Annotated in this window: 14 protein-coding genes; 5 read left to right on the top strand and 9 right to left on the bottom strand. The window is 62.0% G+C overall.

The window, feature by feature from the left end; genetic code table 11:
* The first annotated feature begins 82 nt into the window (after nucleotides 1-82).
* Nucleotides 83-1,216, top strand: coding sequence for an 8-oxo-dGTP diphosphatase MutT (gene mutT / locus ACX9NZ_RS00745; protein ID WP_407496109.1), 1,134 nt, complete (start codon nucleotides 83-85; stop codon nucleotides 1,214-1,216).
* Between the two features lie 10 nt (nucleotides 1,217-1,226).
* The gene (locus tag ACX9NZ_RS00740; protein ID WP_118652936.1) at nucleotides 1,227-1,481 is read left to right on the top strand and encodes a hypothetical protein; all 255 of its coding nucleotides are present in this window, start codon (nucleotides 1,227-1,229) and stop codon (nucleotides 1,479-1,481) included.
* Between the two features lie 304 nt (nucleotides 1,482-1,785).
* Here the strand turns inward: ACX9NZ_RS00740 and nhaA are convergent, their stop codons facing one another.
* Together nhaA and ACX9NZ_RS00730 are read right to left on the bottom strand one after the other, a co-directional pair.
* Nucleotides 1,786-3,141 carry a Na+/H+ antiporter NhaA gene (gene nhaA, locus ACX9NZ_RS00735; RefSeq protein WP_407496107.1) on the bottom strand — a complete coding sequence of 452 codons (1,356 nt, stop codon included), beginning with the start codon at nucleotides 3,139-3,141 and terminating at the stop codon, nucleotides 1,786-1,788.
* Between the two features lie 194 nt (nucleotides 3,142-3,335).
* Entirely contained in the window at nucleotides 3,336-4,277 is a 942-nt protein-coding gene (locus ACX9NZ_RS00730) for a DHH family phosphoesterase (protein WP_118652932.1), read from the bottom strand.
* A gap of 310 nt (nucleotides 4,278-4,587) precedes the next feature.
* Here ACX9NZ_RS00730 and ACX9NZ_RS00725 point away from each other — a divergent pair, with 310 nt between their 5' ends.
* Together ACX9NZ_RS00725 and ACX9NZ_RS00720 are read left to right on the top strand one after the other, a co-directional pair.
* Nucleotides 4,588-5,436: a histidinol-phosphatase HisJ family protein gene (locus ACX9NZ_RS00725; RefSeq protein WP_407496105.1), complete on the top strand. Its 849-nt coding sequence runs from the start codon at nucleotides 4,588-4,590 to the stop codon at nucleotides 5,434-5,436.
* A gap of 70 nt (nucleotides 5,437-5,506) precedes the next feature.
* Nucleotides 5,507-6,742 carry an MFS transporter gene (locus ACX9NZ_RS00720; protein WP_118652928.1) on the top strand — a complete coding sequence of 412 codons (1,236 nt, stop codon included), beginning with the start codon at nucleotides 5,507-5,509 and terminating at the stop codon, nucleotides 6,740-6,742.
* Between the two features lie 168 nt (nucleotides 6,743-6,910).
* Here the strand turns inward: ACX9NZ_RS00720 and ACX9NZ_RS00715 are convergent, their stop codons facing one another.
* From ACX9NZ_RS00715 to metA, 6 genes are all read right to left on the bottom strand, one after another.
* The gene (locus tag ACX9NZ_RS00715) at nucleotides 6,911-7,873 is read right to left on the bottom strand and encodes an ROK family protein (protein ID WP_118652926.1); all 963 of its coding nucleotides are present in this window, start codon (nucleotides 7,871-7,873) and stop codon (nucleotides 6,911-6,913) included.
* A 206-nt stretch (nucleotides 7,874-8,079) separates the two neighbouring features.
* On the bottom strand, nucleotides 8,080-9,399 hold the full coding sequence (gene brnQ / locus ACX9NZ_RS00710) for a branched-chain amino acid transport system II carrier protein (RefSeq protein ID WP_118652924.1): 1,320 nt from the start codon (nucleotides 9,397-9,399) through the stop codon (nucleotides 8,080-8,082).
* A 261-nt stretch (nucleotides 9,400-9,660) separates the two neighbouring features.
* Complete coding sequence (locus tag ACX9NZ_RS00705; protein WP_407496102.1) at nucleotides 9,661-13,260, bottom strand: family 20 glycosylhydrolase; 3,600 nt, start codon at nucleotides 13,258-13,260, stop codon at nucleotides 9,661-9,663.
* A 3-nt stretch (nucleotides 13,261-13,263) separates the two neighbouring features.
* Nucleotides 13,264-13,869, bottom strand: coding sequence for a discoidin domain-containing protein (locus ACX9NZ_RS00700; RefSeq protein WP_407496100.1), 606 nt, complete (start codon nucleotides 13,867-13,869; stop codon nucleotides 13,264-13,266).
* 426 nt (nucleotides 13,870-14,295) lie between these two features.
* Nucleotides 14,296-17,199 carry an ATP-dependent helicase gene (locus tag ACX9NZ_RS00695; RefSeq protein ID WP_407496098.1) on the bottom strand — a complete coding sequence of 968 codons (2,904 nt, stop codon included), beginning with the start codon at nucleotides 17,197-17,199 and terminating at the stop codon, nucleotides 14,296-14,298.
* Nucleotides 17,200-17,720: 521 nt separating this feature from the next.
* Nucleotides 17,721-18,647, bottom strand: a complete 927-nt coding sequence (gene metA / locus ACX9NZ_RS00690; RefSeq protein ID WP_407496096.1) for a homoserine O-acetyltransferase MetA — start codon at nucleotides 18,645-18,647, stop codon at nucleotides 17,721-17,723.
* A gap of 241 nt (nucleotides 18,648-18,888) precedes the next feature.
* Here metA and ACX9NZ_RS00685 point away from each other — a divergent pair, with 241 nt between their 5' ends.
* Complete coding sequence (locus tag ACX9NZ_RS00685) at nucleotides 18,889-19,962, top strand: L-lactate dehydrogenase (protein WP_304291240.1); 1,074 nt, start codon at nucleotides 18,889-18,891, stop codon at nucleotides 19,960-19,962.
* A gap of 181 nt (nucleotides 19,963-20,143) precedes the next feature.
* Here the strand turns inward: ACX9NZ_RS00685 and ACX9NZ_RS00680 are convergent, their stop codons facing one another.
* Entirely contained in the window at nucleotides 20,144-22,219 is a 2,076-nt protein-coding gene (locus tag ACX9NZ_RS00680; RefSeq protein ID WP_407496094.1) for a RecQ family ATP-dependent DNA helicase, read from the bottom strand.
* Between the last annotated feature and the right edge of the window lie 140 nt (nucleotides 22,220-22,359).

The raw sequence follows: 22,359 nt of genomic DNA, 5'->3' as shown, positions 1-22,359 counted from the left end.
TACAGAAGGGTTGCATTCGTGTAAGGTTGCTTGTGGAAAACGGAAGCAGCGATTGGAAGCATCGCAAAGCGAGGTGACGCGCATGAAGAACGTTCGCGTGGCGGCGGGCATTATCCAGCGCGAGGGTGGCGAAGTTTTGGCCGTTCAACGCGGATATGGCAGCATGGCAGGCATGTGGGAGTTCCCCGGCGGCAAAATTGAGAACGGCGAGACGCCGGAGGAAGCGTGCAGGCGGGAGCTGCTCGAGGAGCTGCAGGTGCGCGTCACTAACTTGCAAGATTTTTACACCCTCGAGTACGACTACCCCGACTTCCATCTTTCGATGAACTGCTTCTTTTGCCAAATTGCCGAAGATGAGGGGGAGCCTCAGGGCAACGACCGTCAACGTGAACTGCGCTGGATACCGCAGGTCTCGCTCGCGACGCTGGAATGGATGCCGGCCGATATCGAGCTTGTGGAACTCCTCGAACAGCTCGCGCGGAAATCGAACGGCGAAGGGGCCCGTCAGCCCAAGACGAGCGACGAGGTCGGCAAGGAGCATGAGGGCAGGACGCGCGCTAGCAAGAGGCGCGCTCGAAAGAAGCGCGCCCTGAAGAAGCCCGACCTCCTCGACGGCATCGACACCTCGCAGCTGACCGCCGGCCAAACCGCCCTGGTCCGTCGCCGCGCCGCTGTGCGCAAATCCATGCAGGGCAACAAGCGGCGCGACACCAAGCCCGAACTTCTTGTGCGCCAACGGTTGCGTGCCGCCGGGCTCACCGGCTACCGCCTCGACTGGGCAAAGGCCCCCGGACGTCCCGACATCGCCTTCCCCGGACGCAAGATCGCCATCTTCGTCAATGGCTGTTACTGGCACCGCTGCCCCAACTGCAATCCAAGCGTCCCCAAAAAGAACGTCGAGTTCTGGGAAGCGAAGTTCCGCCGTAACGTCGAGCGTGACCAGCGCGCGCTCGATGAGCTCAAGGCACTGGACTGGACCGCCATCACCATTTGGGAATGCGAGCTCAAGCGCGACCGCATCGATGAGACAATGGAGCGCGTGATTGAGCGCGTACGCGCGGCAAGCACCGGTGCGAGCACGGACAAGGCAGCAGCTGAGTCGCAAACCGCCCCAATCGCCTCAGACGCCCCTGCCGAACCGAACGCCTCGCCAACGCCGGATGCCGCCTCGATTTTGACAGACGCCCCAATCCACGACCCCTCGCCCACCAAGTAAGGAGCCCATCATGCACCTGGGAATGTTTCAAGCCGAGGAGTTCGGCGACCTGCAGCGCCTTGTAGACGGCCTGTTCACCGGGCGCGAGACAATCGAGCGGCTCGACCTCATCGTGCAGGCCGAGATTTTGGACCTCGCGCCCGATTTGCTCGAAATCGTGAACCTCGTGCCCCCGGGAACGTACGACCGCACGAGGCTGTGCGATCAAATCAACTCCGCCCTCGCCGCGCACGGCTGGGGCGCCACCTACGGCACGGTCGAGTAGGCAGCAGGGGCACCCCGCCGGACCTCGAATTGGAGATGGGCTCCAAATTGGGGTGCATGCGCGTGCGTGCGCGCGATGCGGACGGACGTGGGCGAATACGGGCGAATGCGGACGGACACAGGCGCGATGCGGGCACAGGCAAACGCAAGCGCAGTACGAACGCAATCAGGCGTGGTGCGAACGCGCGCGAGCAAATGCAGGCGCTGTGCGCGTGTAATGTCGAAAGTGAAGGGCTTCAATCTCATTTTTTTCGACATTACACGCGCGCGGTAAGGCTAGGCGCGCCTCCATGCGCGCGGTAAGGTCAGGGGCGCTTCGCCTTTTTGCAGGCGACCGTCATGTAAATCATGCCGATTACCGCGGCGCTCACGGATCCTGCGAGGATGGCGGCCTTGGCAGCGAGCATCTCGAAGGGCTCGGCGGGGAACGCAAGGCCCGAGATCAAAATCGACATGGTGAACCCGATGCCGCCCAAGATACCAACGCCCACGATGTGCCGCCACGTCACCCTGCTTGGCAGTTCGGCAATACCAAGCTTCACCAGCAGAAATGTTACCCCCACAATGCCGATGGGCTTGCCCAGCAGCATGCCAAAGTACGTACCCATGGACACGGGGTCGAGTGCCAGCTGCACCACATCGACGCCCACCAGGCGCACTTGAGCGTTCACGAAAGCAAACAGCGGCAAGATGATAAAGTTAACCGGCGTCGAGATCTTACGCTCGAGGCGGACGAGCGGGGGCGAGACGCGATGCATAACGCGCTCGGCACCCAAGGTGGCGTGCGTGAAGTCGTGCTGTCCCAGGATATGCGCATCCTCATCGTAAGAGTCGACCAGCTCGGGCATATAACCGCGCAGCCAGTCAGTCAGGTTGTCCAGGCGGATGCCCGAGCGCGCGGGAATCGCGAACGCCACGATGACGCCCGCGAGTGTGGCATGCACGCCCGACTTGAACAGGCACACCCACAAAACGAGTCCACTCACCATATAAGGCGCCAAGCGGTAATGCTGCGTCTTGTTGAGCATGAACAGGGATGCGGCCACCACAGCGGCGGACACGAGCCACATGAGATCGGGAGCTTGGCCGTAGAACAGGGCGATCGCCGCGATGGAGATGAGATCGTCGGCGATAGCGAGGGTCGAGAAAAACACGCGCACGCCGGCGGGCACGCGGTTGCCCAACAGCGAGAGCACGCCGAGGGCGAACGCGATGTCCGTTGCCATGGGAATGGCCCAGCCCTGTGCCGAACCGCTTCCGCGATTGAGCAGCATGTAGATCGTCGCTGGCACCACCACGCCGCCCACGGCGGCAAGCATGGGGAGCAGCGCCTGACGCGGGCGCCTCAACTCGCCCACCGTCATCTCGTATTTGAGCTCGATGCCCACGAGCAGGAAGAAGATCGCCATGAGGAAATCGTTTACGAACACCTCGATGGAGATCGCCATCGTATGCGAACCAATGCCCACGTGGATGGGCTCCATCAAGATATGGTGAATCGCCTCATAAGCGTCGCTGTTGGCACAGATAACCGCGGCAATCGCCGCCACAACCATCACGGCAGCGGCGATAGTTCCATTTTCCGAGATGCGTTCCCAAATATCGCGCCGCTCGATGCGCTTGCGCTGCGTCTCGTTGAAAAGCTGCTCGCGTGCGTCCATACCACTCCCCGTCTCTTTTCACATCGAGAACTATCCTACCCAGCGGGCACATATGAGCGACATATGTCTATTATTGGTTCTAGAGCGAATCCATAATTGCCGGGCATCCATATTGCAAAACTCAACCTCTGGCATAGAAAGGCGCCCTGCACCGCACATGCGTTGCAGGGCGCCTCACGCTTGTTGGAGAAGCGTTAGTTCGCGGCGAGAATGGGGGCAGCGACCTGCTTCTTGCGAGAAAGCACGCCGGGCATCCACACGCCCTCGGCCACGTCCTCGATACCGAGACCCTTCTGCGCGGCGGCGGTGTCGCCCTCGAGCAGGACCTGGGAGCCCTCCTCCATGATGTCGGTGAGACAGAGCACAATGCCATCAGCGGCCTTCTCGGCCTGGTAAGCGCGCATGGCCTCGCGGATCTCGGGAATCATACCGAGCGCGCGGGACTTGTCCACGGTCTCGTACTGACCAATGAGGAGCTTCTTGCCAGCAACCTCGAACATCTTGATGTCGTTGCCGACCATCTCGGCGGCGGTGAAGGAGCCGGACGGGCGGGTGAGGAAGACCTCCATGCCGAACTTGACCGGGTCGACGCCGAGCTGCTCGCCGAGCTTTGCGGCGATAGCGGCATCCACATCGGTGGCGGTGGGGCTCTTGAGCATGAGGGTATCGGTCATCATGGCGGACAGCAGCAGCTTGGCCTGCGTGTCCGTGGGCTCAACGCCCAGAACCTCGAACAGCTTGGCCACGATGGAGCAGGAGGAACCCCAAGGCAACGCCACGATGTGAAGCGGAGCGGCGGTGGTGAAGTCACCGAAGCGATGGTGATCCACAACGCCGAAGATGGTGGCGTTCTCGAGGCCGGTGACGGACTGGCCGGGCTCGTTGTGGTCGGTCAGGATGACGAGCTGGGCATCGTCGCCCTCGGCAGCGGGCTCGATGGCGTCGATGAGCGTCGGGGCAGCCACGCCGGCGTCCTCAAGGAGCTTGGCGGACTCGGCGGGAAGCGGACCCAAGCAGCAGGCGGTGTAGGTGTTGCCCTGGTACTCGACCTGGTTGAGCAGCTGGGACAGGACGACGGACGACATGATGGCGTCGTTGTCGGGGTTCTGGTGTCCGAAGACGAGGACGTTTGCCATGAGGGCTCCTCCCTTGTAGCGAATGCATGGATGCTCTCATTGTAACGCGCGGACGTCACCCCGCCTCGCAAGCCTCTGTATTAACGATAAACACCCGTCTCTTTGACGAAGCCCTGTTATCAGCACGGTATCATACGTGCGGAATAGCAACACCCCCTTCGTCGATCCATGCGAGGCGCGGCATCGCGCGCAGGCTGCGCCAGCAGAGACCGGCTTTTCGTCGGGCATCCTTGCAAGTGGCATGTCCACGGCCAATTCGATTGGCATTCGCCATCGACGAGGGGAATTCTCTTTCTTGATTGGAGCCAGCATGCTTGCTGATTACCATGTACACACCGACTTCTCCGACGACTCCGTCTTCCCGCTCGAAGACGTCTGCGCGCTCGCCGTTGAACGCGGCTTCGACGAGATCTGCATCACCGACCACGTGGACTACGGCGTGCGCCCCGACTGGGACGAATACCGCCGCGACCCCTCCTGCGCCAAGATCGTTGAGGGCAAGCCCTCCATCAACGTCGACTACGAGCGCTACTTCCCCGCCATCGAGCGGGCGCGCGAGCGATTTGCACCGGAGCTCACGGTGAAAACGGGTATGGAATTCGGCGTGCAATCGCACACGCTCGACAAGTACCAGACGCTGTTCGACCAGCACGCCAATGCATGGGACTTCATCATCCTGTCCATCCACCAGGTTGGTGACCAGGAGTTTTGGGATGGAACGTTCCAGGAGGGCAGGACGCAGGAGCAGTACAACATGCAGCACTACGAGGAGATGCTGCGCGTTGTCCAGAACTTCAACCATTGGTCGGTTATCGGACACCTCGACCACATCAAGCGCTACGACCCGCTCGGACCCTGGCCCGACGTGAACGTTCGCGACATCGTGGCGGAAATTCTTGAAGAGGCGATTCGCCGCGACAAGGGCATCGAGCTCAACACCTCCTCCGTCCGATACGGCCTGTCCGATCTCACCCCCAGCGTTGAGATCCTGAGCCTCTACCACGACCTCGGCGGCCGTATCCTCACCATCGGCAGCGACTCGCACAAGCCCGAACACCTTGGCGCGCACATCCCCATGATGCGCGAGCGCCTGCAGGAAATCGGCTTTACCGAGTTCTGCACCTTCGACCACATGGAGCCGATCTTCCATAGGCTGTAGGCTCTCCCTGTCGGCATAGCGCCGAAGCACGTCTTGCCGTCCACCTCGTCCCATCAACCCCGGAGCATCAATGGCCTCTCTCCTTCTCGCCGTCATCTATCTCACGTTTATCTCGCTCGGCCTTCCCGACTCGTTGCTCGGCACCGCATGGCCCGTCATGCACGTCGACCTCGCCGCGCCCGTTGCCGCACAAAGCCTCATCTCCATCATCATCAGCTGCTGTACGATCATCTCGTCACTGCTCACCGCGCGCCTGGTCCACAAGCTCGGCACCGGCAAGCTCACCGCACTTTCGGTTGGCCTCACCGCTGCGGCGATCCTCGGCTTCTCTACAACGAACGCGTTCTGGCAGCTCTGCCTCATCGCCATTCCCTACGGTCTAGGCGCGGGTGCCATCGATTCCGCCCTCAACAACTACGTTGCTCTGCATTACGGCGCACGCCACATGAGCTGGCTACACTGCTGCTGGGGTGTCGGCGCGAGCGTGGGCCCGCTCGTTATGGGCTGGGCCCTCGCCAGCCCCTTGAGTTGGCATGGCGGATACCTCGGTATCGGCCTTATCCAGGCCGCAATCACGGCGGCCCTGTTCCTCTCACTTCCTCTGTGGAAATCAACCGACGCGGAGGCGACCGATGCAAATGAGGGCACGGCGATCGAACCTGCCTTTGACACCGGTGCTCCCCGTAAGCAGCCCTCTGGCGAACGCCCCCTCACGAACCGAGAGCTACTTAGACTCCCGGGTGCCATCGCCTCCATCGGTTCCTTTGGCTCCTACTGCGCGCTCGAGGGCTCCATTGGCCTGTGGATTGCCAGCTACCTCGTCATGGCGCGCTCCATCGACACGGCAACGGCGGCTTCCATCGTTGCACAATTCTTTATGGGCATCACCATCGGACGCCTCGTGTCGGGCTTTGTTGCCCAATGGCTCACAAGCGAGAACCAGATCCGCATTGGCCAAGCGCTCATCACCCTCGGCATCTTCTCGCTCCTGGTGTTTGACGGGCCTGTTGCCGCCGGTATCTCCATTCTGCTTATGGGTCTTGGGTGTGCTCCCATCTACCCCAGCATCGTCGCCCTCACGCCCAAGCGCTTTAGCGCCAAGGCGTCCCAGGGGCTGGTCAGCCTGCAAATGGCATGCGCGTATGCGGGCTCCATGCTCGTGCCGCCCGTCTTTGGGCTCGTCGCCGGTGCGGGTGGAGCGGTGCTCATTCCCTATATGATTGCGGCGCTCCTCGTTACCAATACCGTCCTTGCCGAGCTTGCCGTGCGCAAGGCCAACGCCGCCCCGGGCAACGCGACGCGCTGACAGGAAGAAAGCCCCCCTCGAACCTCCCAATGTGGCAGTTCGAGGACAAACACCGCATGCAAAACAAGAGGCCGGCTCCATTTGGAACCGGCCTCTTCATCTACAGCGATCCGCACACGCCGTCGAGTAGGACAGCGGACAGTCATGCGGCGAGTGCACGACGCTCGTCTACACCTCGCACGCAGCGGCGCGCAGCGCCACGTACGCAGCACCGATGATACCCGCATCGTTGCCGAGCTCGGCGACCTCAATGGGAGTCTTGGTACTCACAGAGAGAGCGCAAGCGGCATACTTCTCGCGCAGCTTGTCCAAATATACGTCCGCAGAAGCAGAAGCGCCGCCGCCCAAGACATACACCTCGGGATCGACCACAGCAGAGATGATCTGCAGGCCGCGGGCGAGATAGTCGGTCATCGTTTCAACGGCAGCCCAGGCGACCTCGTCGCCCTCACGGCACGCCTGGAACACGGCGCGGGAGTCGCTCGTGCCGGAAAGTTCGATGGGGTCGACGCCACGGACCTTGCACTCATGCAGGTAGTTGCTCACCACGCCGGTGGCGGAGGCGTATTGCTCGAGGCAGCCCTTGTTGCCGCAGCCGCACACACGGGTCTCGTCGGGGTTCACGCACATGTGGCCGATCTCGCCGCCCGCACCGAACGCGCCGTCGATCACATCGCCGTTCACCACGACGCCACCGCCCAAACCGGTGCCGATCGTCACCATGACCATGCTGCGATGACCCTTGGCGCTACCACGCCACAGCTCCCCCATGGCAGCCGCGTTCGCATCGTTCACGTAGCGCACGGCGGCATGGGGACAGCGAGACTCGAGTGCCTCCTTGAGCTCGGGGGCGTTGATCTTGATGTTGGCGGCAAGCGTGATGTTGCCGCTCGCGGGAACGGGGCACGGCAGCGCCAGACCGACGCCGCGCACGAACAGCATGGGCTGCTGCACGGACGCCATGAGCTCCTCGATGCCGCCCACGACCGCCGCGTAGCCCTCCTCATTGGCCAAAGAGGGGGTTGGCACGCTCACCTTGCCGAGTAGGTTGCCGTCCTCGTCGAACAGGCCCTCCTTGACGGAGGTGCCTCCCACGTCGATGCCAATGTAGTACTGCTTGCTTTCGGTCATTGGAGCTCCCTTCGTGTGGCAGGTCCATGTGCCCGCCTCAATCGCTGGCTCCAACTATACCGCTACCTGCCGCCATCATGCCAAACGAATGGGCAGCATATCGCCCGGAGGCCCCGGAGCCCAAGAGGCCCGACACCATCACCCAATTCACCGAGCAGGCGCTTTTCATACGATTCGGAGGGTACAAACGCAGGAAAAGCACTCACTTAGGACGCGCTTTGGGGCTTTTTACCGGCAAACGACACCACAACGCCGATTAACGCTCCGAGCAGTGCGGGCACAACCCAATTCATGCCCAAATCGGCAAAGGGCAGGACGTCGAACGGCAGCCAAGCGCCGGTGAAAAACGCGTCGCGCAAAGAGGTGGCAATGCTCACGACGGCGGTTAAGCCCACGGCGCATGGCCACACGGCGGGCATGCCATCGCACACCTTATGCAGCATGCCCATCACAACCAGGACGATCGCCATGGGGTACATCGCGTTGAGCAGTGGGACGGAGAACGTGAGGATGGCATCGAGCCCGAAGTTCGACACCACGCAGGAGAACACGGCAAAACCCAGTGCCCACACGCGATATGGAATGCGCGGGAACTCGTCGGAGAAGTACGTGCCGCAACAGCTGATGAGACCGATGCACACATTGAGGCAGGCAAGCAGGAAGATTGCCGCAACGACCACCGTGCCCACCGTACCGAAGTGCTGACCAGCGGAGGCAGCAAGGATCTCGGCACCGTTGGTAGCGCCGGGCAGAACGGCGGCTATGTTGACGCCCACCAGCGCCAAGCCGCAGTAGATGATGCCCATGAGCACGCCCGCGAATACGCCCGCGCGGGAAACCTCGCGCGTGAGGCCGGCATCGTCCGTCACGCCGAGCTCGCGGATATTCGTGGCGATGACGATGCCGAACGTGAGCGACGCCAGCAGATCCATGGTCTGGTAACCCGTGAGGAAGCCCGACATAGCGGGGGCGGAGGCGTACGTAGCATGGGCGGCCTCGAGACTGGATGCGGGGTCGAAGAGCGCGGCACCGATCACGAAGACCAGCAAGGCGATGAGGGCGGGGCCGGTGATGCGACCGAGCAGGCGCGTGAGAGCGTTCGGATGCATGGCGAGCAGGTAGGCAACGGTGAAGAACACGACCGAGAACACGAGGCGCGCCACCTCGAGCGAAAGCCCCGCGGGGAGCAGCGGCTCAAACATCTCAAACGAGGTGGAAGAGGTGCGCGGAATGGCGAGGCACGGACCGATTGCCAGGTAATTCGCCGCAACGAAGACGTGCGCGAACAGCGGGTGCACGCGCGAGGCGAGGTCGCGGATAGTGCCCGCGAGGCCAACCGCGATAATGCCGAGCATGGGCAGACCGATACCCGTAACGAGGAAACCGACCATGGCGGGAACCACGGCCTCACCCGCCTGCAAACCCAGTAAGGGCGGGATAATCAGGTTGCCTGCGCCGAAGAACATGGAAAAGAGGGTAACGCCCACGAATAGGGACTGCCTCGATGTCAACTTACCAGTAGTCATAGTCTCCCCGTTCCCGCGATTCCGCCGTAGTGCTCGTACTTTACCAGAGGGGAGTAGTTCTCACAATATGCACGAGGCGTGCGAGATTATGCGTTCAGCACCCCACATTGCAACGGATTAACACAGCGTCAACATTTGACATGAGCGGAAGGCGCTCACATTGCGACGAGGCACGGCGACGCACAACATGAAAAGGCGGAGCACCCTCAGGGTGCCCCGCCCTATCATCGGCGATCAGGTAACGTTACGCGCGTGCAGCAGTCACTGCTTGCGACGCCTCACAATAACGCCAGCGGAGATTACAGCCACAGCAGCCACCGCAACGCCACCAATCACGAGCATCGAGCTATCACCCGTCTGGGGCAACCCAGAATCGGGCTTCTGCGTCGAGCCCTGCCCGGGCTTCTCGCCCGGCTTCTCAGACGGCGCGTCATTCTTCGAGAACTTCGCAACGAGCGTCAGGTCGCTCGTCACGGGCGTCTCAAACGAATACAGCTCGCCGTTGAGATACCAGCCCTTGAAGGTGTGGCCGTCCTTAACCGGATCATCCTGCGGCGCCGCGACCGTCTCGCCATCGGCCACCTCAACCTTGTGATACTGCTCACCATCAACCGTGAAGGTCACCGTATGAGTCGTAGGCACAGGGGGAGCAGGCGTCTCATCGGAGCGCTTAAAGCGCGCCTCGAGCGCAACGCTGTAGTCGGCTGCAACCTCATAGGAAGTCTCCTCGCTCAGAGGCTCGCTTGAACAGGGGGCAAACCAACCCACGAACTCCATGTCATCGCCGGCCTTTGCCGTGAGAGTCACCCTGGAGCCGGGCTTGACGTCCGCCCGGAACACGGCGTCGGAGGCATCCGCGTCCTCGACCGATCCCGTCACGATACCACCCAACTCACCCGCGGACATGTCAAGCGACCCGTCCTGCGCGGCGACATAGCTCATGCCGCGCGCGTACACCGTGCTTGCGGGTGCAGGCTTGTTGGCGATGTCGAACTCGGAAACGGCGACCCACTCGTCATTGGACTTGGTCGCCTCAAAGCGCACGCCGTACACTGTCTGCTCGTCGAACGAGATGGTCTTCTTGGAACCATCCGCCTTGAACGTGGCGCCCTTGACGACCTGCTTCCATTCCCCATCTTTCTCCGTGCGAATAAACAGATTCGCCTCGGTCACCTGACCGCTGTTTTGGCCCTTACGCGGCGTAAAGGAAAACTGATTGATGAGATAACCCTTACCGAAGTCGATCTCAGCGTAGATTGGGTTCGTCACGGACAGGTGCCCGTCGGCGTTACCTTCCGTTACGTCCTTCCAATTGGAATGCCAGATGGTGGCATCGTCGTTGTCACAGGCGTGCTCGATGTGGCCGCCGGCGGTTTCGCCTTGAAGGGTCTGGCTATTGGTCGTTGCCGTCCAGCCCTTCTTGTTGAACTCATCGATCTCGGGTTCCTCGACGGCAGGTTTGACCACCACGTTGTCCATAGTCGCGGCGATCGCCTGCGTCTTGGACCCTATGCGCTGCAGAGGCAGGGTAAAGGTGGCATTGGTAATGCCCTCCTTGGTCACCTTGCCCGCATCGACGTTGTAAAAGCTGCCACGTGCCGTCCCGATGGCCTCACCATCGATCTTGAGCGTTGCCTCCTGCACGCTGGTGACAATCTCAACGTGGACCGACTTGCCCACCGGCAGCTTATAGTCGAAGTAGTAGTTGTACAGCTCGCGCGTAAAGCCAAGCCGCCCGTCGTCCATTACGCGAATATCCAACGTGCCGTACGGCGCATCGGCCTCAAAGAGGATATCGCCGGGACAGGCAGGCTCGGTGAGCTCGATGTCAAAGGAGAGCGAGGTGCCGGTCGAAATCTTGTCGATCGCGCCGTCAGCATAGGACTCGCCACCGTTCAATGTGAGCTTGCCGTTCTCCACCTCTGCGTTCTTGCCCTCCGTAAGGTCGCGGCCGTTCTCACTCACATCGTCGAGGCCCTGCTCGAAGTCGAACTCCTCGTAGGAGTCGCCCTTGAGGGAGGCCTCGCCGTACGGATTCACGCCCGGACCGTAGCCGGCCGTCTCCACGAGAGAGCGAAGGTTCTGATACCCCTTGCTTCCCTCGCCCTTTTCCTTGCCGGTAGCAGCCCAGTTGTTCTCTGCGTACACAGGCATCGCATCGAAGAAGCGCGTGAACTCGTCGGCCTCAGATAGACCGGATGCGCGTGTGTCGATATTGTCGTTCCAGATGGCGAATGCGGATCCCAGCACCTGCTTATCGCCAGATGGCAGCACGGTACCGCCAAAGCTGTTGGGATCGAACGAGTTGTACAGCCCCTCGGAGTTGAGGTAGTCGCCGTATGCACCGCGATTGCCGCCACCATTGGGGACCATGTAGCCATAGGAATCGAGGATGTTGATAAGATCGAAGCCCTTATCGTGCATGCGCCGAGGGTTCGCCCAACCAAGAGACCAGATGTTCATCTGAACGTCCTCGATGCCCTCAGGACCGGGCTCGGTGCCACCACCCTGCAGGTAGCTGCTGTCAAAGCTGCCCCATACGCGTACGGTATTGCCGTTTGCCTTGAGGTGCGGCACGAGGTCGTTATAGAAGTTGCAATATGCCGGGCGACCGTTGGGGATGATGAACTCGTCTGCGCCGATGTGCACGACGGTCTCGTCGTCGAAAACCTCGTTTTCGCCCGTAGTGTAATCATCGAAGATATCCTTGATGAGTTCCATGGTCTCGGGCTTGGTCACATCGAGATGGTCGATAGCGGAACGCGTCGTGTTCCCAGCCGTCGTGACCCTGGTGTTGTGCACGCCGAGCTCAGGCCACACCTTGGTAAAGGCCACAGCATGCGCGGGCATGTCGATCTCGGGGACGATGTTCATGCCAAGGGCGCGTTCGGACTGAATGAAGTCACGCATCTGGTCCTTGGTAATGGAGTAGTCCTTTGCCGTGGGGGTCTCGCCCTCGGCATTGGCCACATCCGTCTGCAAACGGAAGGCACTATAGGCCTGCCACTGGTTTTCCTCCGCGCCGTAATCCTCGAGGAAGATCAGGTTGTCGGAAAGATGGACCTGGAAGTCGTTCATCTTGTAGTAACGCATGGTGCGCGCCACGTTCTTCATCATGTCGAGGGACACGGGCTTACGCGCCACGTCCCACATGAAGCCGCGCACTTCGAAGCGCGGATAGTCGCGCATCTGGCCAATGGGGAACCCGTCCGTGTCGAGCTTGTACATCTGCAGGATGGTCTGCATAGCGTACATGTTGCCGGTCACGGCGGGTGCCACCACGTCGATGCTGTCGGCATCGATGGTCATGGCATAGCCCTCATCCCCAAGAAGCGCATCGCCCTCGGGGGACGCCAGCGTGAAGTTGAACGCGCCGGCCTTTGCGCCGACCTGCTCGATCGTCAGATCGCGACCGGTAAAGGTCTTGTAGTCGTCTGCGAATTCCTCGGCAATTGCCTTGAGCGAGGCATCGGAATAGGTAATCGCGGTCACGGTGTCGAGGGAGAGCTTGGCCGTCGAGTCGGAGAACCACTCCTGGATTTCGGGCACAACGGAGGGCTTGGCGTTTTTGCCCTGCTCCTGCGTTTTGGCGCCCTTCACCACATAGGGGATGTCCTTGGTCTCGGCGGTCTCATCGCTACCGTCCTTGGTCACCTTCCACGATACCTGCACGACCTTATCGACCAGAGGGTGAACCACGCTCAGGTCATCACCGATGACCTGCTCGAAGTCCGCTCCATTCAACTGGACGGTGAAGCCCTCGGGGACCTCGGGAAGGGAGATGGACGCGGCGTCGAGCGCGGCAGTCTGCTCCCCCATCTGCTCCAGGTCCTTCACCACGCTGCTAAGCGACTGGGTCACGGCCTATTCATTCGTGTAGGCAGCGAGCTCGACCACGGACACGCCGTTCCACTGCGTGTCGCCCGCGACGATGTCGAAATTAGTCAGGCGGACCTTGGAGGCCACAATGGGCTCGTCAAGCATCACACGAACGTGAGTCTCGTAACCATCGCCGCTCTTGACGTTCTCGACGGTCTTGGCCAGTTTCCACTCGTCGCTGCCTGGGGTCTGATACTGAATATCAAAGCCCTTTACGTTGCTGGGCTTGACCGCAACCGTGCGCCCCTCGAACTGGATGTCGAAGAACTGTAGCTTGGCGGCTTGCTTGAGGTCGACGGCAAGCCAGGTTGTATCGTCCTTGTTGGGCTTTGCCGAGCTGCTCGACCAACGCGTATCGGTCTTGCCGTCGATGGCATGGTCGGGCTTGAACTTATCGTTGTTGTCCTCGTAGGCACTCGCGGTCGCCGTCCCACCAAGCAGGTGGTTGACGTTCACAGTATCGACCACACCGTCAACAGCAAACGCACGCATGGGTCCCAAAGCGCAACAAAGCGCCCATGCAAGCAGCGCGATGACAGCAAGTCTCCGGCTTACACCTCCCTTATACATATTGAGATGCATTCGAACCATACATGCTCCTTTCTGCGAGCCTCCGGCATGCCGAGTGACAGAACCCACAGGAGTCCCATTGGCCGGCCTGCGCCGACCCGCCTCCCCTCGTTATCCTGCTCAATCACTCTGCATGCATAGCCGCATGATTGTCGCATGCACATAAACATATAGATTCAATGGGCAATTCGCACCCCAGCAACGGTCGCTTTTTCTCGGCAAGCGGTACGTTGCGCGATGCAACACATCCAATTATCTATGCAAAGCAGAGGGCGGGGCGCAATTCACTTGGGGAGCGCCCCGCCCTAAAATGGAATCCGTAGAGCCCGAGGTTAGCGCGAACGAAGAGCGCGCGTTTGTTCGTGGCGCCCGACGATTGAAGGCGAGCCGAACGCGTTGTGCACGGCAGCCGACGTTTGAACGGTAGGTCGGGCGCCGCGGAAAGCGTCAACTCAGCTTGACGATGGGAGCGAAGCCCTTCATGAGCTTCTTGGTCTGACCGGAGCGCTCGAACTGGACTTCGATCATATCGCCAGCGGCGGAGATAACCGTGCCCGGGCCGAACGTCTTGTGGCTCACGCGATCGCCCGCCGCGAAACTCGTGGCGGCAGCAGTTGCGTCGCGCTCGCGCTCGACCGTGGCGGACACGCTGGCCTTCTTGGGTCGGGGCGCACCGGAGCCGAAGGTCGACGGCTTGCGGGGCGCCGAGCTCGCTCCCGCGCCTGCGCCCACAGCACCCACGCGCCCGGCGTCGGGGCTGATCGCGGTGCGACGTTGCGTGCCGGGCGTCGAGCGGGTGTAAGAGCCGAACACGCGACCGCCGTACATATCGGAGCCCTTGCCGGAACCGAACGTGCCGCGACGGTCGCCGCGCTTCTCCCAGCCCGTCCCCTCGAAACCGGACGATCCGATGCCAGAGAATTCGATGTGCTCCGACGGGATCTCGTTCACGAAGCGAGAACGGGGATTTGCCTGGGTGGAGCCGTAGGTACGGCGCGTGGCAGCGTAGGTGAGGAACAGGCGCTTGCGGGCGCGCGTGATGGCCACGTACGCGAGACGGCGCTCCTCCTCGAGCTTGGCCGGGTCGTCATCGGTCCAGCCGGCGACATGCGGGAAGATGCCCTCCTCCATACCGGCGACGAACACCGCCGGGAACTCCAGGCCCTTCGCGGAATGGACGGTCATCATCGTGATGGCGTGGGTCTCCCCCGCCAGCGCATCGAGGTCGCTGCGCAGGGCGAGCCACTCGAGGAGGGCGGGCAGGGCCTTGCAGGCGAGCTGTCCGTACGTGCGCTCGACCTCCGCCGCGGCGATGGCGGCGGCGTTCAGAGCGGGGGCGGGCGCAGCAACCATCGACGCCAACGCGCCCTGAGGCGAGGTAACGGCTGCCGCAAGCGCATCGAGCGGATTGCCAAGCGCCGAGGCATCGCGCATGTCGGCTCCCTTGGCCACCATCGCATCGGTGCCGGCGGCACCTGGCGTGGCAGAGCCCGCCTCCGGCACTCCCGCGACGCCAGCGGTGCGCAGCTCCTCGAGGCTCTCGAGCGTGCCCTCGATGTCCTCGTGCGTCTCCTCGAATTCGGCGGCGACGCCCAGGAATTCCTGGATGTTCTCGGCGCGGCTCTCCGCCTCCATCGTCGCCTCGGCACGGAACGCTTGAATCAGGCCGCTCTTGTCGACGATCATCTCGACGACATCCTTGAGCTCGCCGTCCACGCGGCGCCCCTCGCGCACAAGCGAGACGAAGTCGCCCAGGGCATTACGGACCTTGGCGGAGAACATGCCCGTCTCCGCCGTGGCGATCTCGCACGCCTGGAAGAACGAGCAGCGGTTGGTGCGTGCAAGGTCCTCGATCTTGGAAATGGAGGTGGATCCGATGCCGCGGCGCGGGGTGTTGATAACGCGCTTGACGCTCATCTCGTCGGCGGGGTTCACAATCATCTTGAGGTACGCCATGACGTCGCGGATCTCGGCGCGATCGAAGAATCGCGTGCCTCCCACGATCTTGTACGGCACGCCCGCGCGCAGGAACATATCTTCCAAGATGCGGGACTGCGCGTTGGTGCGGTAAAAGACCGCCATGTCGTCGTAGCTCATGCCACCAACGTGCAGCTTCTCGATCTCCGAGGCGATCCAACGGCCCTCATCGCGCTCGTCGCTCGCCTGGTAGGACTGGATCTTCTCGCCGTCGCCCAAATCGGTGAACAGGCGCTTGTCCTTGCGCTGCGAGTTGTTGCGCACCACGGCGTTGGCGGCGGCGAGGATATGGCCGGTCGAACGGTAGTTCTGCTCGAGCTTGACAACCTTAGCCTGCTTGAAGTCCTTCTCGAAGTCGAGGATGTTCGAGATGTCGGCGCCGCGCCAGGAATAGATGGACTGATCGTCGTCGCCCACGACCATGAGGTTCTGGTACTTGGCGGCGAGCAGGTTGGCGATCTCGTACTGGACGTGGTTGGTGTCCTGGTACTCGTCGACGCTGATGTAACGGAAGCGCTCCTGGTACTTCTCCAGCACCTCGGGGCGCGTACGCAGCAGTTCGAGCGTGCGGACGAGCAGGTCGTCGAAGTCCATGGCGTTCGCGGCGCGCAGACGGCGCTCGAGCTCCAGATACACCTGACCCGCCTTCTGCTCCTGCGGGGAGCTCGCCTTCTCGATGAACTCCTCCGGGCCGATCATGGCGTTTTTGGCCGTGGAGATCTTGGAGCGGATCATGTTGACGGGGTATTGCTTTTGCTCGATACCGATCTGCGTCATGATCTCGCGCACCATACGGCGGGAGTCATCGTCGTCATAGATGGTGAACTGGCCGGTGTAGCCCAGCAGGTCGGCATCCTCCCGCAGGATGCGCACGCACATGGCGTGGAAGGTGCACACCCACATGCCGCGCATGCCGCCATCGGGCAGCATGGCGGAGAGACGCTCGCGCATCTCGGCAGCCGCCTTGTTGGTAAAGGTAATGGCGAGGATCTGCCACGGACGGATGCCGAGGTCGCCAATCATGCGGGCGATGCGGAAGGTCAGGACACGTGTCTTGCCGGAGCCGGCACCCGCGAGCACGAGCAGCGGGCCCTCGGTGGTGAGGACCGCCTCGCGCTGGGCGGGATTGAGCGAGTCGATATCTACAAGCGGGCGGGCAGGCGCGAGCGCCACCGTCGGAGCAACATAGGTCGAGACCCCGGGAACCGAAACATGCACTGGAGCGACATCCACCGCAGAAGGCTCATAATCCGCGGGAACATAGTCTGCGGGGGCCTCGGCATGCTCGGGCTCTGCCCCATACGCATCAAGCGGGACAACGTCGGGGTCGGGCGCAGAGGGCTGTGCATCCCACAAATTAGGCTGATTGGTCATGCCATCTCTCCAAAACACATCGTCGACGAGGCTGCGGGCCGTCGTCTTTTGAGCCTATCCAGTATAACGAGACGCCCAGACAAACCGAGCCAACCGCAAAGCCCCCACACTCGGAAGCGCGCAACCGGGGCAAAACAGCCTCGGGGGAATCCAAAACGGCCCCGGTGTGATCCAGTGCTGCCCCGGCGTGATCCAAAACAGCCACGGTGGAATCTCGGCCGACAAAAAGGGCGTCATGAACGCATAAATACGCAAATGCGGGGTTAATTTCCCAACCCTTCGATAGACACGCCATCCCACTTAATAAACCCGCAGGTCAGAACGATGCCCTCATCCCCTCTATGCGACGCTCCTCATTTTTATCCCCGCATTTGCGAATTTGCGTAACCGAAAGCTGTGCAACACCGACGAATGGGGCAGGTTGAAGACGCTTCCAAGTAGCGAAGGTGCACCAAGGCCCGAGGTCACTTCGCTACATAAAGGAGCCCTCCCGGAGGGAGGGCGGCGCTCAGAGCTATGAGTTATTTCCCGACACCAACGCGAGTCACATCGTAAGGCGTGGTCTGGTACACATAATAATTGAGCCAGTTCGTGTAGATGAGCTGCGCCTGGGCGCGCCATGTACATAAGGGCTCGCGCGCCGGATCGTCGCCGGGGAAGTAGTTCACCGGCACGTCTGGATCAATGCCTGCACGCACGTCGCGCTCGTACTCGAGCTGCAACGTATCGGCGTCATACTCGGGATGCCCAAACACGAAGAACCGCCGACTATCCACGCTTTTTACCAGGTAGAGCCCTGCCTCGGACGAACTCGCGATGACCTCGAGCTCCGGATGCGCGCGCACCGCGGCCTCATCGACCTCGGTGTAGCGCGAATGCACCGCGAAAAAGCGGTCGTCCAAGCCACGCACCAAAGGCGAACTCGGCTTCTCAATACGATGCTCGTACACGCCGGAGAGCTTGGCGGGCAGCGCGTGCTTGTCGATGTCGTAATGATGAAAGAGCCCCGCCTGCGCACCCCAACAGATGTGCAACGTTGAGTGCACATTTGTGGTAGACCAATCCATAATGTCCACCAGCTCGTCCCAGTAGTCGACATCCGCGAAGTCAAGCTTCTCAACCGGCGCTCCCGTGATAATGAGGCCGTCGAAGTGCTCATGGCGTACCTCGTCGAACGTGCGGTAGAAGGTCTCCAGGTGCTCGGGGGAGACGTTTTTCGCCTCGTGGCTACGCGTGCGCAGCAGCTCGACTTCGATCTGCAGAGGCGTATTGGAGAGCTTGCGCATGATTTGCGTCTCGGTGGCGATCTTGGTGGGCATGAGGTTCAAGATCAACACACGAAGCGGACGAATGTCCTGGTGGAGGGCACGGAACTCGGTCATGACGAAGATGTTCTCGCTCTCCAATGCCGCGGTGGCGGGCAGAGCGTCAGGAATGCGAATGGGCATGGGGCCTCCTTGGTTCACGTTCCCCTATGGTACGACACAAACGCGTGCGCCGGGAGGTGGGCTCGATGCGAACCGATGCCGGAGCGAAGCGCGCGCCACGGACGCCGCGCGTGCGCGCCTGCGCCGCCCCGCAACCCCGCCGCGCCCGCAACCCCGCCGCCCCGCAACCCCGCCGCGCCCGCTGCACCTACAGAGCCCATCACGCCCGGAACGCCCGCCGCCCCCACATGCCGCCACCGCAATGTGTCAGAACGGAAACGAATCGCTTTATCTCGGCACAGCGCTCGGTGCGAATTACAATGTCCTGTACGAAAACTTCGGCCGAAAGGACTCGGATATGTACCAGACTCGAAAGATCGGCGTGGTGGGCCAGGGCCATGTGGGCGCGCACGTTGCCAACAGTCTGCTGATGCAGGGAATCGCGGACGAGCTCTACCTGTGCGACATCAACGAGACAAAGGTGACCTCCGAAGTCCAGGACCTGCGCGACTCGCTCAGCTTCGTTCCCTACAACACCAAGATCGTCAACTGCGGAAACCGCTACGAAGAGCTCGCTTGCTGCGACATCGTCGTCAACGCCGCCGGCAAGGTCGCGCTTGCCGCAACCAATCGCGATGGCGAGCTGTTCTACACCACGGACGCCGCGCGCACCTTCGCCAACCGCATCGTCGACGCCGGGTTCGACGGCATCTTCGTAAGCATCTCCAACCCCTGCGACGTCGTGTGCACCGAGATCTGGCACCTGACCGGCTACGACCCCAAGAAGATCATCGGCTCGGGCTGTGGCTTGGACTCCGCGCGCCTGCGCACCGAGATCTCCAAGCAGATCGGCATCTCGCCCAAGTCCATCGATGCGTACATGGTCGGCGAGCACGGCTTTAGCCAGATCGGCGCATTCAAGGCCGCGACCGTCGCCGGCAAGAAGCTCAGCGAGCTCGAGGTGGAAAACCCCGAAAAGTACGCCTTCGACCACATGAAGATCGAGGAACTCGCACGTAAGGGCGGCTATGTCACCTACGCGGGCAAGGGCTGCACCGAATACGCCGTCGCCAACTCCGCCGCACGCGTCTGCGCCGCCGTGCTGCACAACGAGCACGCCGTACTCTCCGCCTCCACGCTCATGACCGGCCAATATGGCGAGGAGGGCATCTTCACCTCCCTGCCGTGCGTGATCGGTGCCGAGGGCGTCGAGGAGGTCTATACGCTCGATTTGTCCGAACACGAGCTTGAGGGCTTCCACAAGAGCTGCCAACACATTCGCGACAACATCGCCCAGCTCGATTGGTGGGACGAGGCCGCCTGGGACGCCAAATAGTCAATCGACCGCCGTCTGGTCGAGCGTAACGCGCTCCTACATATCGCGCTCCTACAGAGGCCGCGCACGGAGGAAACACTTCCGGCGCGGCCCGCTTATTGTCCCTGCGAACGCCCACAGGGGCCTCCGCCACTGAACAATGGCCCCACAGCTGCCCCAGGATGCAATCGAATGACGGCACCTACCGCACGCTTGCTTCGTACTCGGCAATCGCCGCAAGAAACGCCTCGCCGTAGGCGTCGGCCTTCTTCTCGCCTATGCCTGTGACCTCGAGCAGGTCCTCGCGCGTTGCGGGACGCTTGCGGCACAAACCGCGCAGCGTCGCGTCCGAGCAGATGATGTACGCCGGGACGTTGTGCTCATTCGCCAACTTGCGACGCAAGGACCTGAGCCCGTCGAACAGCTCGGCGTCATCACCCACGCGCGGGCGCGCATCCAGCGCAGCCTCCTCACGCACCAAGTCGACCGCCCGGCGCGCCCGGCTTGCCGAGACGCTCTGGGAGGCGCGCTTCTTCACCGTAAAGGAGAAGCCACTCACACGCTGCGGATCAAGTGCCTCACCTGCGTGGGAGCCCAGGCCCACAACGGGGAACCGACCCTGCGATTGCGCCAAGTAGCCGCGACCCACCAGCTGGTCCAGGACGTCCTTGATGCGCTTGATGGAGACCTCCGCAACAACACCGTATCCCGGCGCGTCGTCGAGGTGAAATTGGCGGATCTTCTCGGTGTTGGCACCGTGCAGAACCTCAGCTATAAGTGCCTTGCCAAACCGCCCGCCCGTTGCGGAGACCAGGCGCATGGCAGCGAGCGCGACGTCCGTGACGTCCTCCACTTCATAGCGTGTCAGGCAATTGGAGCAGTTGCCGCACCCGGTCTCGCTTGACGCGGCGCCCCCGATTGCCAAAGTCGCGCCGACCGGTACGGAGCTCCCTGCCGCCGCGCCTGCGCCGATCGGGTCGGCACTCCCAGTCGCCACCCCCTTGACACCCAGCGCACCCTCGTCGCCAAAATAGCGCAGGATGTACTCGCGCAAGCAGCCAGTGGTCTGACAGTAGCCCTCCATCTGCGCCAACAAACGGTACCGGTTCTGCCGCGTGAACGCGCGCTCTTCCGCGCCGAGCGCGTCTTCAGGCACATCCCGCTCGATAAAGTAGCGCCTCAGGCCAAAAACGTGCCCGTTCCACAGCAGGTAGCATGCGGCTGGATCACCGTCGCGCCCCGCGCGACCGGCCTCCTGGTAATAGGCTTCGATGCTCTCGGGCACATTATGATGAATCACGTAACGCACGTTGGGCTTGTCGATTCCCATGCCAAAGGCGTTCGTGGCGACCATGAGCGGTGCGGCGTCGGCGATGAAGGCGGCCTGCTCCGCCGTGCGTTCGTCTGTGCTCATGCCTGCGTGGTAGCGCGCAACACGTATTCCCTGCGGCGCAAGCGTCCGGCCCAGATCAAAAGCAAGCTCATCCACCGCCTTGCGAGTGGCGCAGTACACAATGCCGCTCTCGTCGGCGTGCCCGAGCGCGTAATCGCGAATCCAAGCCGCCTTCGCCTTGTCGCCCATCTCCTGCACGTTGAACGAGAGGTTGGCTCGGTCAAAACCCGTCACCACCGTCTGCGGCGAGCGCAGGTCGAGCATCTGAACGATGTCGTCTCGCACACGCTCAGTCGCCGTTGCCGTAAAGGCAGCCACCACGGGGCGCGCGGGCAGGGCGGCGATGAACTCTGCTATCTGCAGGTAGGATGGGCGGAAATCCTGACCCCACTGGGAAACACAGTGGGCCTCGTCCACGGCGACGAGTGGAAGACCGATTCCTCCCGGGGCCGCGGCCGCCTGCGCAAACGCGAGGAAGCGCTCGTCGGCGAGGCGTTCGGGCGCCACGTACATGATCTGGTACCAGCCTTCAGACGCACGCTTGAGCACGGTGTTCTGCTGGGCGGGCGTGAGCGAGGAGTTGAGGTAGCTCGGGCGCGCACCGACTTCTTTGAGGGCGCGGACTTGGTCGCCCATAAGTGAGACAAGCGGAGACACCACCAGCGTGAGGCCCTGCATCATGAGCGCTGGCACCTGGTAGCAGATCGATTTTCCGGCGCCGGTGGGCATCACACCCAGCGCATCGCGGCCGGCGAGGATGGCGTCGACCATCCGCTCCTGACCCGGACGAAACGAGTCGTAGCCAAAATAGCGCTTGAGAATGTCCTTTGTTGCTTCCACGAACCCCCTATGCCTCCCGAACCGAATGCGCGGATTCGCCCGCATTGGACGAGACGGACCTAGGCTTGGTGCGCCGGGGCCTTCCACCAGGCCTGGGGTTGTTTGCGCGGTCGCGCACGCTCTCCACGTCCACCATCCAAAGATTCCCTTCTTTATGCCCGCGCAAAATGCCGCTTTTCAGCATA

This window comes from Collinsella sp. BM28 (genome assembly GCF_054551995.1).
The sequence above is the reverse complement of the archived record's forward strand: the minus strand, read 5'-3'. Positions and strand labels throughout refer to the sequence as shown.

What these genes read in the sequence shown, in the direction of transcription:
- mutT (WP_407496109.1), top strand. Translation starts at nt 83, where the DNA reads ATGAAGAACGTTCGCGTGGCGGCGGGCATTATCCAGCGCGAGGGTGGC.
- ACX9NZ_RS00740 (WP_118652936.1), top strand. Translation starts at nt 1,227, where the DNA reads ATGCACCTGGGAATGTTTCAAGCCGAGGAGTTCGGCGACCTGCAGCGC.
- nhaA (WP_407496107.1), bottom strand. Translation starts at nt 3,141, where the DNA reads ATGGACGCACGCGAGCAGCTTTTCAACGAGACGCAGCGCAAGCGCATC.
- ACX9NZ_RS00730 (WP_118652932.1), bottom strand. Translation starts at nt 4,277, where the DNA reads ATGGCAAACGTCCTCGTCTTCGGACACCAGAACCCCGACAACGACGCC.
- ACX9NZ_RS00725 (WP_407496105.1), top strand. Translation starts at nt 4,588, where the DNA reads ATGCTTGCTGATTACCATGTACACACCGACTTCTCCGACGACTCCGTC.
- ACX9NZ_RS00720 (WP_118652928.1), top strand. Translation starts at nt 5,507, where the DNA reads ATGGCCTCTCTCCTTCTCGCCGTCATCTATCTCACGTTTATCTCGCTC.
- ACX9NZ_RS00715 (WP_118652926.1), bottom strand. Translation starts at nt 7,873, where the DNA reads ATGACCGAAAGCAAGCAGTACTACATTGGCATCGACGTGGGAGGCACC.
- brnQ (WP_118652924.1), bottom strand. Translation starts at nt 9,399, where the DNA reads ATGACTACTGGTAAGTTGACATCGAGGCAGTCCCTATTCGTGGGCGTT.
- ACX9NZ_RS00700 (WP_407496100.1), bottom strand. Translation starts at nt 13,869, where the DNA reads ATGGTTCGAATGCATCTCAATATGTATAAGGGAGGTGTAAGCCGGAGA.
- ACX9NZ_RS00695 (WP_407496098.1), bottom strand. Translation starts at nt 17,199, where the DNA reads ATGACCAATCAGCCTAATTTGTGGGATGCACAGCCCTCTGCGCCCGAC.
- metA (WP_407496096.1), bottom strand. Translation starts at nt 18,647, where the DNA reads ATGCCCATTCGCATTCCTGACGCTCTGCCCGCCACCGCGGCATTGGAG.
- ACX9NZ_RS00685 (WP_304291240.1), top strand. Translation starts at nt 18,889, where the DNA reads ATGTGTCAGAACGGAAACGAATCGCTTTATCTCGGCACAGCGCTCGGT.
- ACX9NZ_RS00680 (WP_407496094.1), bottom strand. Translation starts at nt 22,219, where the DNA reads ATGCGGGCGAATCCGCGCATTCGGTTCGGGAGGCATAGGGGGTTCGTG.